The sequence below is a fragment of the Pseudomonas sp. genome, assembly GCF_041601375.1.
In the GTDB taxonomy this organism is placed as follows: domain Bacteria; phylum Pseudomonadota; class Gammaproteobacteria; order Pseudomonadales; family Pseudomonadaceae; genus Aquipseudomonas.
On record NZ_JBFIIG010000091.1, the window covers coordinates 1 to 16,538 of the forward strand.

The following is a 16,538-nucleotide window of genomic DNA, read 5'->3' on the forward strand; positions in this document are numbered from 1 at the left end:
CGGGACCTACTGATTACAAGTCAGTTGCTCTACCAGCTGAGCTATACCGGCATTTCAGGGGCGCCATTATATCCATTCATCTGGCCGAGTAAAGTCGTCTGCGCATTGTTTCTTCTGAATATGTTCACGCCTTCGCCAGCCTGCCGTCGGCGGCGTTCTCGGGCATGCCGTTCGGGGGCAGGGGGCGTTCTCGGCACTGCTTTCTCTGTCCTCTCATCCGTCTATCCATGTAGGTCATGGGATCTGTGGCTAAGGCAGCTGCAGACCGCCCGCGGCTGCAGTGCAAAAGCATGGTGCCGGGTCGACTTTCCTGTAAGCGCGAGGCGGGGGTGCAGGTCGCTGTCCGGTGTTGGGGCAGGGCTAAACAGGCTGTTTGTTGCGGGTCTGGTGATTAGCAGCGAAATCCTTATGCACAAGCACAAGGGATTTCCTAAGAGTGCGCGCACATTTTGTGAGGTGTTTCGCGGTTTTTTATAAGTGTCTGTTTTTATTGGTCTTTGTATTGCGCTCAAAAAATGTACAGGCGCCGTCGAGGGCGCTGATCGGGGCGTTTGGCGAGTCTGCTCAGAATCTATCAACACAGTTATCCACAGATAATGTGGGTAACTTGGGTGGGCTCAGCGGCGTTCGGCGAGCAGCAGCAGGTTGCGTGGGGTGAGCTGCTGCGGGCAGAAGCTGCCGAGGCGTACGCTGAAGCCCTGCTCTTGCAGGTAGAGCGCGCGGTCGAGCAGCAGCCAGAGTTCCAGGGGGCGGCGGAACAAGCCGCGCAGCAGTTCCAGGTTGCGCACCTGGGCCAGTCGTTGCCAGCCCTGGGCTTGCAGTCGTTGCCAGTCTCTTGACCGGGCTGGTGCGGGCAGTTGTTTCAGGGCGGCGAGGTCTGTGCAGTAGTCGGCGAAGTCTTTCGCCAGCCAGGCCGTCGGCAGGGACGGTGTGGGCAGGTACTGGTCGATGCCGCGCAGTTCGCGTTGCAGCACGTCGAATGCCAGGCGCCAGGCCATGGAGCGATCGCGCTGGCGGCGCACGCGGGCGCCAGCGGTGACGGTTTCGCTGAGTGGCAGGGCCAGGTCATCCAGCGAGAGTCGCAAGGCCGATGCCTGGGCGGCAGCGGAGAGCGCCTGGTAATCGGGGCTGGCGATGCGGTTGTAGCAGCACGGCGCTATGGCCAATTGCGTGCAGCCGGCCGCGCTGGCGAGCTGTATCAGGCGCACATGCAGATCGCCGCAGGCGTGCAGGGCGACCGGGGTGTGTTCGCGGCCGAGTTGCGCGCCGGCATCGGCGCCGAGTACGTCCTGCTGCAGATGGCGGGCGTTGAGGTGCAGGCGCTGGCTGAGCAGTTGCCCGCTGTGGACCAGCTCGGGATTGTGTTCCAGGCAGGTCAGGGGCCGTCCGTCATGCGCCAGCATGCGGCCGAGATGGCCTTTGCCGGCGCACCAGTCGAGCCAGTGTCGGGCGGGCTGGTGAAACTGCAGGCAGCCGGCGAAGGCCTGGATCTGTTGCCATTTGCGCCCCGGCACGTCGACCGAGAAGCGCGCCGGCAGTGGCGGCGAGGGCTGTGGCGTGAAGGCGCCGACGCGGCTCAGGGCGCTGGCCTGCGCGGCGAGCCCGGTAAAGGGCGCGGGTGCATCGAGCAGGTGCGGCTGGTTGTGGCTGGCCTCGGCCTGTTCCAGGCTGCGCGCTCTGAGCCAGCGGGCGAGTTGCGGGTGTTGGTGTTCCCACGGCAGTTGCCGCTGGGTGAATGGCCGCGGCTGCCAGAGCGCCTGGTGCTGCAGGACAAAGGCATCCAGCGCCTGGAAGCGCTGGAGCAGGCTGTCGCCGCTGAGGGGGGAGTCGTTCATGCGCGTGTCGTCATGCCTGGGCGAGCGCCCCGTCGCGTCAGCGGCCCTGGCAGGCGTCGACCCTGAGCCAGCGTTCCAGCAGCTTGAAGCCGCGCACCAGGATGAAGGCGATCAGCAGGTAGAACATGCCGGCGGCGAAGAAGATCTCCACCGGCAGGTAGGTGCGGGCGATGATGGTGCGGGCCATGCCGGTCAGCTCCAGCAGGGTGACGGTGCTGGCCAGGGAGCTGGCCTTGAGCATCAGGATCACTTCGTTGCTGTAGGCGGGCAGGCCGATGCGCGCGGCGCGCGGCAGGACGATATAGAGCATGGTCTGCCAGCGGGCCATGCCCAGTGCGCGTGCCGCTTCCACTTCACCCGGCGGTACGGCCTGGATCGCCCCGCGGAGGATCTCGGCGATATAGGCCGCGGTGTGCAGGGTCATGGTCAGGATGGCGCACCAGTAGGCCGAGCGCAGGTAGGGCCAGAGCGGGCCCTCGCGCACGGCTTCGAACTGGGCCAGGCCGTAGTAGACCAGGAACAGCTGCACCAGCAGTGGCGTACCGCGGAAGAAGAAGATGTAGCCGTAGGGCAGGGCGCGCACGTACCAGTGTCGGGAGGCGCGGGCGATACCCAGGGGGATGGCCAGGATCAGGCCGGCGACAACCGCGATGGCCACCAGCTCCAGGGTCAGCAAGGCGCCTTCGGCCAGGCGTGGCAGCCATTTGATGATTACTTCCCAGTTCATCCCGCGCTCCTGATAAAGCCGCGGCTGGAGCGCTTCTCAAGGAAGTGCAGGCCGATCATGGCGACTATGGTGAGGCCCAGGTAGATAAAGGCCGCCACCAGGAAAAAGGTAAAGGGTTCTTTGCTCGAGGTGACGGCGATCTGCGAGCGGCGCATGATTTCTTCCAGGCCGATCACCGACACCAAGGCGGTGTCCTTCATCAAAATCATGAACAGGTTGCCCAGGCCGGGCAGGGCGATGCGCCACATCTGCGGCAGGATCAGGCGCCAGAAGATCCGCGGCACGGACAGGCCCAGCGCCTGACCGGCTTCGCGATGACCCTTGGGGATGGCGAGTATCGCCCCGCGGAACACCTCGGTGGCATAGGCGCCGAAGCACAGGCCGAGGGCGATGGTGCCGGCGGCGAAGGCGCTCAGTTCGAGGCTCTCGATGCCCAACTGGTCGGCCAGGTTGCGCATCACCTGCACGGAGCCGAAATAGATCAGCAGCACCCAGAGCAGTTCGGGGATGCCGCGCACTATGGTCGAATAGGTGCCGCCAAGCCACTGCAGCGGCTTGTACGGGGAAGTCTTGGCCAATGCGCCGAGCAGGCCGAGCACCAGACCCAGGGCCAGCGCGCTGAGCGCCAGCTTGATGGTCATCAGGGTGCCGGCGGCCAGGGCCGGGCCGAATCCGTAGAGATCTAGAGTCATGGGGGGTCAGAAGCCTGCACCGCCCGCGAGGGCGACGCAGGGCAGGCTGCTCAGTAAATGCTGAACGGGAAGTACTTGTCGTTGATCTTCTTGTAGGTGCCGTCTTCGATGATGGCCTGCAGCGCGGCGTTCAGCCTCTCGCGCAGCGGATCGCCCTTGCGCACGGCGATGCCGATCTTGTCATTGTCGAATACCGGCTCGCCCTTGAACTCGAAGTCCTTGCCGGCGTCGCTCTTGAGCCATTCCCAGTTGACGAAGGTGTCCGCCAGCACGCCGTCGACCCGACCCGAAGTCAGGTCGAGGTAGGCGTTTTCCTGGGTGTCGTAGAGCTTGATGTCGACGACCCCGTCCAGGTTGTCTTCCAGCCAGGTGCCGGCGATGGTGGCACGCTGGGCGCCGATTACCTTGCCTTGGAGGCTGGCCTTGTCGGTCTTGAAATCGCGGCCCTTGGGCGCAATGAACTGCAGCTTGTTGGTGTAGTAGGGGTCGGTGAAGTCGACGGCCGCCTGGCGTTCTTCGGTGATCGACATCGACGCGATCAGGAAGTCGAATTTCTTGGCGTTGAGGGCCGGGATGATGCCGTCCCAGTCGGAGGTGACCACTTCGCACTCGACTTCCATCTTGGCGCACAGGGCCTGGCCGATTTCCACGTCGAAGCCGCCGACCTGGCCGCTGGCGTCGATCAGGTTGAAGGGCGGATAAGCGCCTTCGGTGCCCATCTTGAGTTTTTCAGCGGCGATGGCGCTGGTGCCGAAAGCCAGGGTGGCGGCTGCGGCGAGCAGGATCTTCTTGTATTTCAGCATGCGAGAGTTGCTCCGTGTTTAGCGATTGCTGGACATGAATTGTTTGCAGCGCGCCGAGGTCGGGTTGTCGAACACCTGCTCGGGCGAGCCTTGTTCTTCCACCAGGCCCTGATGCAGGAACACCACTTCACTGGACACCTGACGGGCGAAGCCCATCTCGTGAGTCACCAGCAGCATGGTGCGACCTTCATCGGCCAGTGCGCGGATCACATTAAGCACTTCTTGTACCATCTCCGGGTCGAGGGCCGATGTCGGCTCGTCGAACAGGATCACTTTCGGCTGCATGGCCAGGGTGCGGGCGATGGCCGCGCGCTGCTGCTGGCCGCCGGACAGCTGATTCGGGTAGACGTGGCGTTTCTCGCCGATGCCGACCTTGGCCAGCAGCACCTCGGCCCGCTCGATCGCCTCGGCCTTGCTCAGGCCGAGCACCCGGCGTGGCGCTTCGATGATGTTATCGAGCACGCTCATGTGCGGCCACAGGTTGAAATTCTGAAAGACGAAGCCCAGTTCGCTGCGCAGGCGGTTGATCTGCTTGCTATCGGCGGCGACCAGGTCGCCGTGCTTGCCGGGCTTGAGCTTGAGTTCTTCGCCGGCGACGATGATCTGCCCCTGGTTGGGGTTTTCCAGCAGGTTGATGCAGCGCAGGAAGGTCGATTTGCCGGAACCGGATGAGCCGAGAATGGAAATCACGTCGCCATCGCGCGCGGTGAGGGAGATGCCTTTGAGCACCTCGAGGTCGCCGAAACGTTTGTGCAGGTTGCGGATTTCCAGCGCTGGCGTGGCCTCGGCCATGGGGTGTCCTCTTCTTGTTCGAATGCGCTCAGGCGTTACGTGGCCCTCCTGGCGAGCCGTCAAGCTAGCATAGCGTTTCGCCAGCCGCCAAGCCGTTTGGTGTGCGTCTAGGGCCTGGTATGCCGCGGGTGTCGCCTGGTTGCTGCTGACTGTCGCGCAGACGCAATATCTGTCTGGATGATCAGCACCTATCGTCGAGCTACAGCCCAGTCAGGGCGCCGAAATGCTTCTTGTCCAGCTGCAGTTGTGCCCAAATCCAATAACTACGCTTGTTGAGTTTACGGTGATCTGCTCGGTGCTTCGCGTTTGCCACGTCCAGGAACACGGCTTGGCCATTCGGCGGCACCGGCACCCTGCGAGCTGCTGCTGGCGGTTAATGCAGGCAGCACTGCTTGAATTTTTTCCCGCTGCCGCAGGGGCAGGGAGCGTTGCGGCCCGGTTGGGGGGCCGCGCGCAGTGGGCTTGGAGTCGGCCGGGCGTGACTGCTGCGCTGGCCAAGCCAATAGGCATGCAGGGCGCGCACCGCCGGCTCGATGTCCTGGACTGACTGCTGGTGCTGGGCCGGGCTCATTTGCTCCAGCAGCGGGAAGAAGGCCTCGTTGCCGTGCAGGTCGATCGCCGCCAGGTGTGCGGCTTCGGCATCCGGCAGCTGCGGCCATTGGCCAAGGGCTACGCCGCGGATATAGCCGAAGCACCACTCCTCGACGATGGTGATGGTTTCGCCCCGCTGCTCACGCTGCTGAAACAGGGCCTCGAACTCAGCCGGGTACTCCATCAGCATCATCACGCAGTTATTCATATGCTGGATCAGCAGGGCCATAAAACGCTGCATTTCGGCACTCACCCAATCTAGTTCAGGCAGCTCGCCGCCCCACAGTTCCGGTAGCCAGCGGCTGGGCGGCAGTATTTCCGGGCCGGAGATCAGCGCGGTGAAAAAGCCGTCCAGTTCGCTGGCGTCCAGTATCGAGTCGTCGTTGCCGTACTTGAGCAAGATGCTCTCGACATAATCCAGTTCGGCTTCGCTGAGCGGGTCGGTATTCATGTGGTCATCTCGTGGTTCGGGTTAGATGTGCGCCGGGAAGTCTGGGTGTAGGGTGGGTTAGCGGCGCTGAAGGTGGTTGTTTACATCACCGCGCAAGCCGAGCGCGGCGTAACCCACCATTGCGGTTTACCGGTAGATCGCCATGGTGAGTTACGGCGCGCTCGGGTTTGGCGTTGTTTGCGTGACCCTGGTTCGCGCCTAACTCACCCTACGCCGCTGCCCTGCGGTTGATTTCCGACACAACCGCCACAATCGCATCCGCATCGGCATCCCCGAACGTGCCATCCAGCCCCTCATGGTGCAGCGCGGTGAAAGGCGGCTCGTAGAGTTGTCCCGCCTCTATGACGCCCTGCCTGGTCAGGCGCTCGATGATCATCTCGACAAAGCGAATCTGCTGGCTGCTGTAGCGGTTGTCGTCGAGGAACTGGCCGAATGCTTCTTTGGCGGCATTGCGGTCCAAGCCCACCAGTGAGCGGATCAGCAGCGTCAGCGGTTTATCGCGGCCATAGCACTCTTCGAAACGACTGCGGCTTTCTACCGGCTCGGAGTCATAGACGAAGTGCTCCAGTTCGTTCAGGTCGCTCGGCGTCAGCGCTCGGTTGTGTCTGAGCTTGGCGATGGCTACGTGGTTCTCGTTGGCGCGGATATAGGCCTCGACCTTCTTCCTGTACTGAGCGAGATTGATACCGGTGCTGAAGTTCTTGAGGTTAACTACAGTCGCTTCGCCGATCTGGTCGGTCAGCATGCTGTATACCGGGTTGCCGGGGCGGTGCTCGATGAACTGGATCAGCCCGCGCATCTGTCTCCGCAGTTGCTCGATCATAGGCAGAGTGATGTCCTGCCAATATTCTTCAGTTTGCACGTCCTGCAGCAGCGCGACCTCGGCATGCACGGCGGGAATGGCTTCCATCACTTCCAGTTGGCTGGCCAGCTCGATCACCTTGTCGCGGTAGGTCATGAAGTCGCTGGTCGAACGCAGCAACGCCAATTGCAGGTTGAGGCAGACCAGGTCGAACAGTTTGGCGCTGATGTGCTCAGCCTCGCGCTCGCTGGGCAGGCCGGCGACGTGGGTGCGCAGATCGCCTAGTGTCGCATCGTCCAGGGCGTTCCAGGCCTCGCGATCGGCAAAGCGGGTAACATGTTCAAGCTCGCTGCGGACGATGAAGTTATCCGGGTTCATTGCCGCTACTTCGTCGTGCAGTTCGTTGCTCAGATCGCCGCGCAGCACGACAAAGGCGTCGTACTTACCGATACCCTCCTCAATGTCTGCAGGTTGGCGAGACTGGCCTGATGACAGCAGCGACAGCAGATCCAGGCGTGCCTTGAACAGCCGTTTGCCCAGCGGCTCGGCCATGCCACCCAGTGCGCCCTTGGGGTTCTCGTTGAAGTATTCGAAGTTGGCGCAGAAGTCGAAGATGACGAACTCGCTCTTATGCATATCCGGCGCGAACAGGTTCGGGCACAGGCGGGTGCCGCGGCCAATCATCTGCAGGAACTTGACCTTCGAGCGTACCGCCTTGAAGAACACCAGATTCAGCACCTGCGGCACGTCGATACCGGTGTCCAGCATGTCTACCGAAATGGCGATCTGCGGCAGCTTGTTCAGCTTACTACCGAAGTCATCGATCAGGCTTTGCGCATAGCTCACCGCATGGGTGATAACCCGCGCGAACTCGCCGTTGTACTGCGGATAGTGGTGGTTGAAGCGGCGGGCGATAAATTCGGCGTGCTTCTGGTTGACCGCAAAAATGATGGTCTTGCCGATCTTGTCGCCGCCCTCCACTTTCAGGCCGTGCTGCATCAGGTGCTTGAGCATCAGGTCAACGGTGTGCTCGTTGAACAGTTGCTTGTTGACCTCGGAGGCGAGCACTTCGCTCGGGGTATCGTCTTGGCCAGAACGGTCGCCCCAGTCCAGCGATTCCCAGTGTTCTTTCTCATCGGCACTGAGTTGGTCATAGCGGATGCCCTCGCGCACGAACTTGATCGGTACCGAGTACGATTTCGGCGGTACCAGATAGCCGTCGCCTACTGCTTCATCCAAGCCGTAGGCATCGGTGGGTACCCCGGTTTCCAGGCCGAACAGGTGGTAAGTGTCGCGGTCCACCTCATCGCGCGGCGTGGCGGTCAGGCCGACCAGGTAGCTGTCGAAGTAGCGGAAGATCGCGCCGTACTTCTGATACACGCTGCGGTGCGCCTCGTCGATCACGATCAGGTCGAAGTGGCCGACGCCATACTTGCGGCGGTCGCCTTCCATCTGGTCGATCAGGCCCATCATGGTTGGATAGGTGCACAGGTAGACCCGGCCCTGGCCGTTCTTCTCGGTGACCAGATTGACCGGGCTGGAGTCAGGCAGAAACTCCTTGAAGGCATTGGCCGCCTGTTTGACCAGGGCCACGCGGTCAGCCAGAAACAGCACGCGCTTGACCCAGTTGGCGCGCATCAGCAACTCTACCAGGGCGATGGACATGCGCGTCTTGCCTGTGCCGGTGGCCATGGTCAGCAGCCCCGCGCGGCGACCCAGGGCCAGCGACTCGGCCATCGCGCGGACAGCCCGATGCTGATAGGCGCGCTCGACGATCTTGCTATTGATCGGCAGCGTGCGCACATCGGTTTGCAGATGATGGCGCTGGACGGCCAGTTCCAGCTCTTCGCGGCTGTAGAAACCTTGCACCTCACGCGGCGGTGCGCGGCGGTCGTCCCACAGCCAGGTGTGGTTACCGTTGCTGTAGAAAATCAGCGGGCGCTGGCCTTTTTCAGCCTCCAGGCAGTCGGCATACAGCTTGGCCTGCTGTTGGCCCACGTCCGGGTCTTTCAGGCTGCGCTTGGCTTCCACCACCGCAAGTGGCTTGCCGTCCGCGCCCCAGAGCACGTAATCGACAAAGCCCTGACCCTGCTCATTGGGCATGCCGCTAACGGGCACCTCGGCAGCGGCGTTTTTGCCCAGCTCCCAGCCCGCTTCGCGCAGCAGCACGTCGACAAACAAGCGCCGGGTGTCCGCCTCGTCATAGTCGTGGCTATCCGGCACGGCGAGATTGGCGGTCTTGGCCTGCGCCAGTTCGGCGCGGGTATCGGCCAGGCTGGCATCGAGGGTGCGCAGCATGGCCTCGCGTTCTGCCGGCAGCGCCGCCTGCTCGGCGATAGCCGCTTCACGTGCTTCCAGTTGCGCATGCAGGGCGGCGATCTGTAGCTGGAACTGGGCTTCCTGCTTCTTCAGCTCTTCGCGGGTGAATGCGGCGGCCTCGGCCACGCTGACCAGCCTGGGCACGCGCTTTTCGTCGAACTCGGCGGCAATGCTCTTGGGGTCGCTGGCGCGGGTATAGGTGCGCGCCAGCCAGAACAGTACATGGAACAGTTCGCGCACCAGCTTCATCGCATCGCCGTAACCAACGGGCTGCTTGGCATGCACCGCCTGGTTGCCGAACTTCTGGATCAGTCGTGCCTTCTGGTGGATCGGTGGCGGCAGCAGCCGCACAAACTCGATCTGGGTCAGCAACACATTCAGGCCGGTGTCATAGGGCATGCGCAGGTCGCGGTCATGCTCGTACAGCCAATGCACCGTTTGCTCCAGGGCATGCCGGGTGCGCATGCAGCAGGCGCGCGGGTCGGAGTACACCAGTTGCTCCGCGCCCGTGGCCGGTTCGAGAAGGGCTTTGAATTCAGGGGCGAGAAACTGGAAATTACTCATGGTGACTACTCACTTTCCGTTGTGCGGTAGGCCTGCATTTCATGGTTCGGCGCGGTAGGGGAGGCGAATTGCAGCTTGCCCTGCTGCTCGGCACCTGACGGGCTGGAGATGAACGACGAATTCAGGGGCAGGAACTGCAAGTAGGTCATTGTTTTATCCGTTTTCTTTGTAGAACACGCTTGCGATGAGCGAGCGTTAAAACCTACAATTACCGCAAATGGACTGGGGGTTCCCGGTCGGCGTCATGGCCTCGGTGCGATCACCGGGGCCTTTCGCTTTCTAGGGCTGGGTGAATTTTTAGGCCCCATCCGTCGAAACCGATGCCCACCTGCATGCGTCCGCCACTGCAGAAGAATTTCCGCTTGAGAAGATCGAACGCCCGGTTCGGCTGCTCTGGTTTTACCACTGACAGTCCAATGGGGCGCGCCACCAAATCGGCCAGCTGCAAGCCAGATGAGTTGGTTTTTTTGTCGGCAAATACGATCTCGAAGGGCAGCGTCTTCCCGAATTTATTGTCCCCCGCACAGATTCGCCTGAATTCCAGTTCCAATTCGGCGTCCTCCCGCTTGCCTCTGCACTCCACCACGACATGCGTAGTTGGTTGGTGTTGCTGTTTCTCTTCTAGCAGTTCGTAGAGCGTTTCCAAGCAAAAGCCCAGTGCCAAGTGATACGGATTGCTGGTTCGCTCACGCAACCGATGCTTGTCGATCACGCAGCTGATCAGAACGAAGTTGCTTGTTTCGATGATGTCGGTCAGTTCGGTTAGGAACTGTTCACGGTGCTGGCGACTATTGAATCTGAAACCGCCTTTTTCTTTGCGGATGTCGGTTTCATGCAGAACGACGAGATCGTGACCGAAGTGACTAAATTTAAAAGTCTCGATTGCGGGCACGACCCGCTGCGCGTAGTGGGTCTTATGAAATACGCAGAAGGCGAGAACAAACACCGGATAGTTCGGATCGACGTTTTCCAGTCCGTGGTCGCCACTTTCGTCCACATATACAACGTATTTGCTGAATGGCTTGTCTATCGGTCCGCACGTAGGGCTTTCCGGTGCGCTATCAGCCTCGCCTCCAAACAGCGGATATTGTTTGGGCTCCTGGCTCTTGGGGGCTTCAGTTGGAGCGGCAGTTTTCTCAGTCATTGCTTATGAGACCGGCTAAGGGTGCAGGGAGATAGTAATTTTTTTCCAGCTCGTCTGCTCGGAATATCCTTTGGTTGGTCGGGTGGGCGTGGCTTACGGCTGGCGTGGGGCCTTTCGCTGACTTGTGCAGCCCATTGCATGACCGCTGCAGAAACTGGAGTTTGCCCATAACTACGCCTATGTCTGTTGTTCGTCAGCCGTCGCCAGATGCTGGCGCACGCTGCTGATCGAATCCTGAATCCTGCGGCTGAAGCTCGAATGTTCGCGGTAGGTCATCACCAGGCGGTCGATGGCGCGGGTCATGGCCACGTAGAGCAGGCGCGCCTCGTCGGCTTCTTCTTCACCCTTCCTCGGCATTTCGCCCAGGCCAGGGATCAGTACCAGGCCGAATTCCAGGCCTTTGCTCGAATGCATGCTGACGATCTTGACCGCATCCTCGGCGCCATACAATGCGCCGCGGCCCTTGGCCGAGGCGCCCGAGCTGTAGGCGATGCCGGCCTCGCTCAAGACCCGTTCGATGCGCTGGGCCTGGCTGTTGCTGCGATAGATCACCGCCATGTCGTTGAGCACGCGGCCCTGGCCCTGTTCATCGCGGATGCGCTCGACGATGCAGTTCCATTCATGCCAGTCCGATTCACAGCGCAGCAGTTCCGGGAAGGCGCCGCGGCGTCCGGCGCTTTGCGGCGCGACTATGGGCACGCCATCCTCGCCGGCGTCGCGGGCGGTCAACAGTTCCAGGGCGAAGGCGCGGGCCACCGACAACACCTCGACGGTATTGCGGTAGTTCAGCCGCAGAATAGTGGTGCGGCCCTGGGCCTGCACGCCGACGCTGGCGAAGCTGAAGTCCAGCGAGCTTTTCGCGCCCTTGCCGCGATAGATCGACTGCGCGTCGTCATACAGCACCAGCAGCGAATTGCTTTCGGGGTCGATCATCTGCACCACCAGCTTGAACCACTCCGGCTGGAAGTCATGGCCCTCGTCGATCAGTACCGCCGCGTATTGCGCGCGCGGGATCAGGCCGCGATCCACGCCGTCGATGGTGTTTTCAACCATCTGCGCCATCTTGGCGTTGATCGATAAGTTCTGCGCGGGGCGATCGACGTTATAGGTCCTGAGCATCTCCGAGCACCAGGCGTGAAAATTAAGCACGGTGACCTTTTCGCTCAGGCCACGCTCGGCCAGCACCTGCTGCAAGCGGCCGGCCAGGGATTTGTTGTAGCAGAGCACCAGCACCGGCTTGCTCGACACCTGGGCCAGGTGCGCGCAGCGGTAGCCGAGGATCATGGTCTTGCCGCTGCCGGCGGCGCCGTGGATCACCCGGTGGCCTTCACCGAGGGAGCGCGCCAGTTGCTCCTGCTGCAAGTCCATGACCTTGATCAGGCTCGGCAGCGGCGCGTCCTGCTCGGCGAACAGGCCAAACTGTCCCGGTTGCGCGTTGACCCGCACCTCGGGGTAGAGGTGATAACGCACCCGGTCGATCTGCGGCAGGCTCAGGTGGCAGGGGAAGACGTGGTGGAACATGTCCCACAGGCGCTGCTGGAAGGCCTCGGCGTCCACCGATTCGGTCATCTCGTCCTGGAAAATAACCTGCTGCGGGTTGAGTACTTCGGCCAGGTCAGTGCCCTCGAACTGCTTGCGGGTGATCCGGGTCAGCACCACGCCCCAGCCGAACGGCATGATCAGGTTGCCGGCGCGCGGCGAGCCGGCCGGCTGCCGCAGCGCCGGGTCCTTCTGCAGCAGCATGCTGACTTCCATGGTGTAGGCCCGCGCCTGCAGCATCGGGTTCTTCTGGGTTTTCAGCTGGCCGTCGGCGAAGATCTTCGCCTGGCCGCGATCCATGCTCTGGATGGTATCCAGCTTCCAGTCCTTGACCTCCAGCACCAGCACCCCGCGTTGCGGATGCAGCACGACGAAATCCGGCTGCAAGGCCTTGGGCCCCACCGGGATATTGAACCAGCACAGGTAATCGTCTTCGAGCTTCTTCTCCAAGCGCTCGGCCAGGCGGCGCTCGCCGCTGGTGTCGAAACGGCAGGCGGTGCGGGCGGGGAAGAATTGAGCCATAGGGGATTGCCTGTTCCGTGGCGTGCTGGGGGCACTGGTTGTCTATTGGCGCGGAATAAGCCCGTTACCTCGCTCCTTTAAAGAGCTTGGCAGAGAGCGGCCGCTAGTCATTTCTAGCAACGCTGGTGAACGCGGAATGCTGTAGCGATTCGAACTGGTGTTCAAGCTGAGCCGCACTTTGAATCTGACGAGATAGAACTGCGTCAATTGCTGCAACCTTGTCCAGGTAGCTGCGCTGCAGCTCTAGGGGCGGTAGTAAGAACTTTACCTCCTTCAATACCGTGGTATTCAATCCCGCCATAATCGCTCCGCGGGCAAGTTTTCTTAGCTGTTGTGCAAATGTTCCGCTTCTGGAAATTGTTGCAGCTAAGAACTCTGGCAGGCACTTAGCCGGATCTGGGCGAATGCGAAATAGGTGGTAGGAAATTCGCCCAGTCGGCGCGTTGCTGGGAACAACACAAGCGCGGCCGATAGTGCCCATGCGTGTAATTAGAACATCACCGGGACGGGCCTCAAATGCTTGAAGCTGAATCGCTTTTTCGGGACTGAGAAACTTTGAAGGACTGCCGACAAACCTGTTGTCATGAACATTCTCGATTCCCCATAGGGGCACCCCAGCCTCAGTAAGCTCGTGCACTTTAAGCTGTGTGCCAAAGGGGCCGCATCGAACCGCCGAACGATCAGATGCCACTATGTCGATTGATCCCTCGGGCCAGCCTTTCGGATTTGTCACCGGGTCGCCGAACATCTCCAGAAATACGGACTGCAGCAGCTGATCGAGTTTGGCGATGGCTTCGCGGCGCTTGGCGCGCAGCGCGTCGGCCTTGTCCAGAATCCGTGCTATACGGTGTTGTTCGGAAAGAGGTGGCAACCTCAAAGGAGTTGCTCGAATGTCGCCTTGAGTGATGTTAGTCATCGACCCGCTGGTGCCGCCCGCGCATTGCGAAAAATGTAATGCAGCTGCCTGCGAACGCAATGCCCGTAGCAGGTAACGAGGCGCGACAATATTGCAATCGGGAACCAACCTCAGAATCTTGTCTGATAGCAGTAGGTTTGGGTGATCAGTCTCGACCATGACAGGCGCACCAACGAGCTCGCGAGTATTCGCTCGCGAAATAAGAATATCTCCTTGCATTGCGCGCGGAACATTTCCAGGGTCGTAGTCCAACGGCATTGCCTTATTCTCACCAGGACGAAACTCACCCCAGGTAACAGCGCTTACACGAAGAATTCCGAGTTCGCCATCTTTCGCTGGTCGTTCCAAGGTTTTGGTGCTGCGACCCGCTTCAATGCGTTGTAGGACTGCACCAACAGTGGTCATCACTGCATTGGTCACAACAGCCCCTCCAACTCATCCATCCCCCGCATAATCTCCGCCTCCAGCGCCTTCAACTCGGCCAGAATCTTCTGCGGCGCTTCGTGCTGCACCTGCTGGTACACCACTTCCTTGTAGCGGTTGATCGACAGGTCGTAGTCGTTGCCGACGATCTCGGCCTTGGGCACCAGAAAACTCTGCGCGGTGCGGTCAAGGCCGGCGCTCATGCTGCGTTTGTGCCAGCGGGCGAGGATGTCGGGCAGGTTGTTGCACTCGTGCTTACTGGCGTCCAGCGGGTTGCGCTTGTCGTCCAGCGAGTAGCCGTCGGCCTGCATGTCGTAGAACCAGACGTGGTCGGTGCCGCCGGAGTTGGTCTTGGTGAACAGCAAGATGGCGGTGGACACCCCGGCATAGGGGCGGAATACGCCCGAGGGCATGGAGACGATGCCGTCCAGCTTGTGCTCTTCCACCAACATTCGGCGCAGGGTCTTGTGCGCCTTGCTCGAGCCGAACAGCACGCCGTCCGGCACCACCACCGCGGCGCGGCCGCCGGCCTTGAGCAGGCGCAGGAACAGGGCGAGAAACAGCAGCTCGGTCTTCTTGGTCTTGACGATCTGCTGCAGGTCCTTGGCGCAGCTCTCGTAATCCAGGCTGCCGGCGAACGGCGGGTTGGCCAGGATCAGGCTGAACTGCCCTCGACCCCGGCATGGCCCTCGCTGAGCGAGTCGCGGTTTTCGATGGCCGGGTTTTCCACGCCATGCAGCAGCATGTTCATCGAGCCGACGCGGAGCATGGTGCTGTCGAAGTCGAAGCCGTGGAAGGTGTCCTGGTTGAAGCGTTTGGCCGAGGAGCTGTCCTGGTACAGCTCGTCGCTGTGCCGGGCGTTGAGGTATTCGGCGGCGGCCACCAGAAAGCCGGCGGTGCCGCAGGCCGGGTCGCAGATGCTGTCTGACGGCTTGGGCGCCATCAGCTCGACCATCAGCTTGATGATATGCCGGGGCGTGCGGAACTGGCCGTTCTGCCCGGCGCTGGCGATCTTGCTCAGCAGGTATTCGTAGAGGTCACCCTTGGTGTCGCGGTCTTCCATGGGAATGGCGTCGAGCAGGTCCACCACCTTGGCCAGCAGCGCCGGGTTGGGGATGGTGAAGCGCGCATCTTTCATGTGCGCGGCGTAGGTGGAGTCGGCGTCCGCACCACCGAGGGATTTGATGAAGGGGAACACCTGGTCGGCGACCACCCGGTACAGCTCGGCGGTGTCGCCCAGGTCCTTGAACACCGACCAGCGCAGGAGGCTGTTGGGCGCGTTGAAGATCGGCCTCTCGATCGGCTTGCCGGTGCGCGCGGCTTTCTTCTCCTTGACCGTCTGCAACTCGTCCAGGCGCTTGATGAACGGCAGGTAGGTCATCTGCTCGATGACTTCCATGGGGTTGGAGATGCCGCCACTCCAGAATGCGTTCCAGATCTGGTCAACCTGGGATTTGATAGCGCCTGTGATCATGGGAGCTGACTGCCTGAGTTGAGTGCTATTGAGCTGCGAGCCGGGTGCTCCAGCTGCTCGCGCAACGGGGTGTTGGCCCGCTGGCGGCCGCCCTGGTCGGAAATGCTGCGGATAGGCGGGCTGATGCTCTGCATGCTGCAGGCAGGCGGTTCGGCGCTTTGCATAGGGGCCAGCCAAGCGTTGCCATTGTTGCCGCGCAGTTGCTGCGCGAGCGGGCCGTTTTCGGGGCTGTGGCGAGTCAGATCGTGCATGGCAGCGGGCGTCCCTGGTGACTGACGGTGCTGAACATGGCGCAGGGCGAGCGAGGTCGCCAGCTTTTCCTGCAGATAGAAAAAAGGCCCACATCGCTGTGAGCCTTTTTCGGTATTTATGGTGCCCAGGGACGGAATCGAACCGCCGACACGGGGATTTTCAATCCCCTGCTCTACCGACTGAGCTACCTGGGCCAACGGGGCGCTATTAGACGGATTTGAAGGGTAGGTGTCAAGCGTGAGTTTGAAAAATATTTAGTTATTACGGGCGCTTAGCGGCGCAAGACGAAAAGCGGCGAGGTTTAAGGTGCCCGCCGTGATGGTTCTGGGCGGGCGCTGATCGCTCACTCGCTGGGCGGCACGTAGCCTTCGGCCTGGGCGTAGTCCTCGCCGGAGAGGAACTTGTCCATCTCGGCCTGGAGGAATTTGCGGTCCTCGGCGTTCATCATGTTCAGGCGGCGTTCGTTGATCAGCAGGGTCTGGTGCTTCTGCCATTCGTCCCAGGCTTGCTTGGAGACGTTGGTGAAGATGTCTTCGCCTTTGGCGCCCGGGTAGGGTGGGCGGTCGAGGCCGGGGAGTTCTTTTTTGTGCTTGCGGCACATTACGGTGCGGGTCATGGCTGCTCTCCAGTGTTCTGTTCTGTCGCGAGTGCGTCGGCCGCGCGCTTCAGCAGTTTCTTCACCGGGGCGGCAA

Annotated in this window: 15 protein-coding genes and 1 tRNA gene; all 16 read right to left on the reverse strand. The window is 61.4% G+C overall.

The genetic code is table 11. The annotated features are described in order from the left end of the window. Positions 1 to 617: 617 nt before the first annotated feature. The gene (locus tag ABZE94_RS13015; RefSeq protein WP_372875933.1) at positions 618 to 1,835 is read right to left on the reverse strand and encodes a methyltransferase; all 1,218 of its coding nucleotides are present in this window, start codon (positions 1,833 to 1,835) and stop codon (positions 618 to 620) included. Between the two features lie 37 nt (positions 1,836 to 1,872). Next, a complete protein-coding gene (locus tag ABZE94_RS13020) occupies positions 1,873 to 2,562 on the reverse strand; it encodes an ABC transporter permease (protein WP_372875934.1) in 690 nt (229 codons plus the stop codon). Continuing rightward, the gene (locus tag ABZE94_RS13025) at positions 2,559 to 3,254 is read right to left on the reverse strand and encodes an ABC transporter permease (protein WP_372875935.1); all 696 of its coding nucleotides are present in this window, start codon (positions 3,252 to 3,254) and stop codon (positions 2,559 to 2,561) included. Before ABZE94_RS13025 ends, ABZE94_RS13020 begins: the two co-directional genes overlap by 4 nt. A gap of 50 nt (positions 3,255 to 3,304) precedes the next feature. Further along, a complete protein-coding gene (locus ABZE94_RS13030; RefSeq protein ID WP_372875936.1) occupies positions 3,305 to 4,057 on the reverse strand; it encodes an ABC transporter substrate-binding protein in 753 nt (250 codons plus the stop codon). 18 nt (positions 4,058 to 4,075) lie between these two features. Further along, positions 4,076 to 4,849 carry an ABC transporter ATP-binding protein gene (locus tag ABZE94_RS13035; protein WP_372875937.1) on the reverse strand — a complete coding sequence of 258 codons (774 nt, stop codon included), beginning with the start codon at positions 4,847 to 4,849 and terminating at the stop codon, positions 4,076 to 4,078. Positions 4,850 to 5,222: 373 nt separating this feature from the next. Then, entirely contained in the window at positions 5,223 to 5,891 is a 669-nt protein-coding gene (locus ABZE94_RS13040) for a YecA family protein (protein WP_372875938.1), read from the reverse strand. A gap of 208 nt (positions 5,892 to 6,099) precedes the next feature. Continuing rightward, on the reverse strand, positions 6,100 to 9,576 hold the full coding sequence (locus tag ABZE94_RS13045; RefSeq protein WP_372875939.1) for a DEAD/DEAH box helicase family protein: 3,477 nt from the start codon (positions 9,574 to 9,576) through the stop codon (positions 6,100 to 6,102). Between the two features lie 5 nt (positions 9,577 to 9,581). Further along, a complete protein-coding gene (locus ABZE94_RS13050; RefSeq protein WP_372875940.1) occupies positions 9,582 to 9,725 on the reverse strand; it encodes a hypothetical protein in 144 nt (47 codons plus the stop codon). Positions 9,726 to 9,835: 110 nt separating this feature from the next. After that, positions 9,836 to 10,720 (reverse strand): DUF3800 domain-containing protein, encoded by an 885-nt coding sequence (locus ABZE94_RS13055; RefSeq protein WP_372875941.1) that lies wholly within the window; start codon positions 10,718 to 10,720, stop codon positions 9,836 to 9,838. A 177-nt stretch (positions 10,721 to 10,897) separates the two neighbouring features. Beyond that, entirely contained in the window at positions 10,898 to 12,781 is a 1,884-nt protein-coding gene (locus ABZE94_RS13060) for a DEAD/DEAH box helicase (protein WP_372875943.1), read from the reverse strand. A gap of 103 nt (positions 12,782 to 12,884) precedes the next feature. Then, positions 12,885 to 14,117 carry a restriction endonuclease subunit S gene (locus tag ABZE94_RS13065; RefSeq protein ID WP_372875944.1) on the reverse strand — a complete coding sequence of 411 codons (1,233 nt, stop codon included), beginning with the start codon at positions 14,115 to 14,117 and terminating at the stop codon, positions 12,885 to 12,887. After that, a complete protein-coding gene (locus ABZE94_RS13070) occupies positions 14,114 to 14,779 on the reverse strand; it encodes a class I SAM-dependent DNA methyltransferase (protein ID WP_372875949.1) in 666 nt (221 codons plus the stop codon). The genes ABZE94_RS13065 and ABZE94_RS13070 overlap by 4 nt, the downstream gene beginning before the upstream one ends. After that, on the reverse strand, positions 14,776 to 15,594 hold the full coding sequence (locus tag ABZE94_RS13075; RefSeq protein WP_372875946.1) for an N-6 DNA methylase: 819 nt from the start codon (positions 15,592 to 15,594) through the stop codon (positions 14,776 to 14,778). Before ABZE94_RS13075 ends, ABZE94_RS13070 begins: the two co-directional genes overlap by 4 nt. Then, on the reverse strand, positions 15,591 to 15,845 hold the full coding sequence (locus ABZE94_RS13080; protein ID WP_372875947.1) for a hypothetical protein: 255 nt from the start codon (positions 15,843 to 15,845) through the stop codon (positions 15,591 to 15,593). The genes ABZE94_RS13075 and ABZE94_RS13080 overlap by 4 nt, the downstream gene beginning before the upstream one ends. 119 nt (positions 15,846 to 15,964) lie before the next feature. Beyond that, positions 15,965 to 16,040: transfer RNA gene (locus tag ABZE94_RS13085), tRNA-Phe, on the reverse strand. 149 nt (positions 16,041 to 16,189) lie between these two features. Then, positions 16,190 to 16,462: an oxidative damage protection protein gene (locus ABZE94_RS13090; protein WP_372875948.1), complete on the reverse strand. Its 273-nt coding sequence runs from the start codon at positions 16,460 to 16,462 to the stop codon at positions 16,190 to 16,192. Between the last annotated feature and the right edge of the window lie 76 nt (positions 16,463 to 16,538).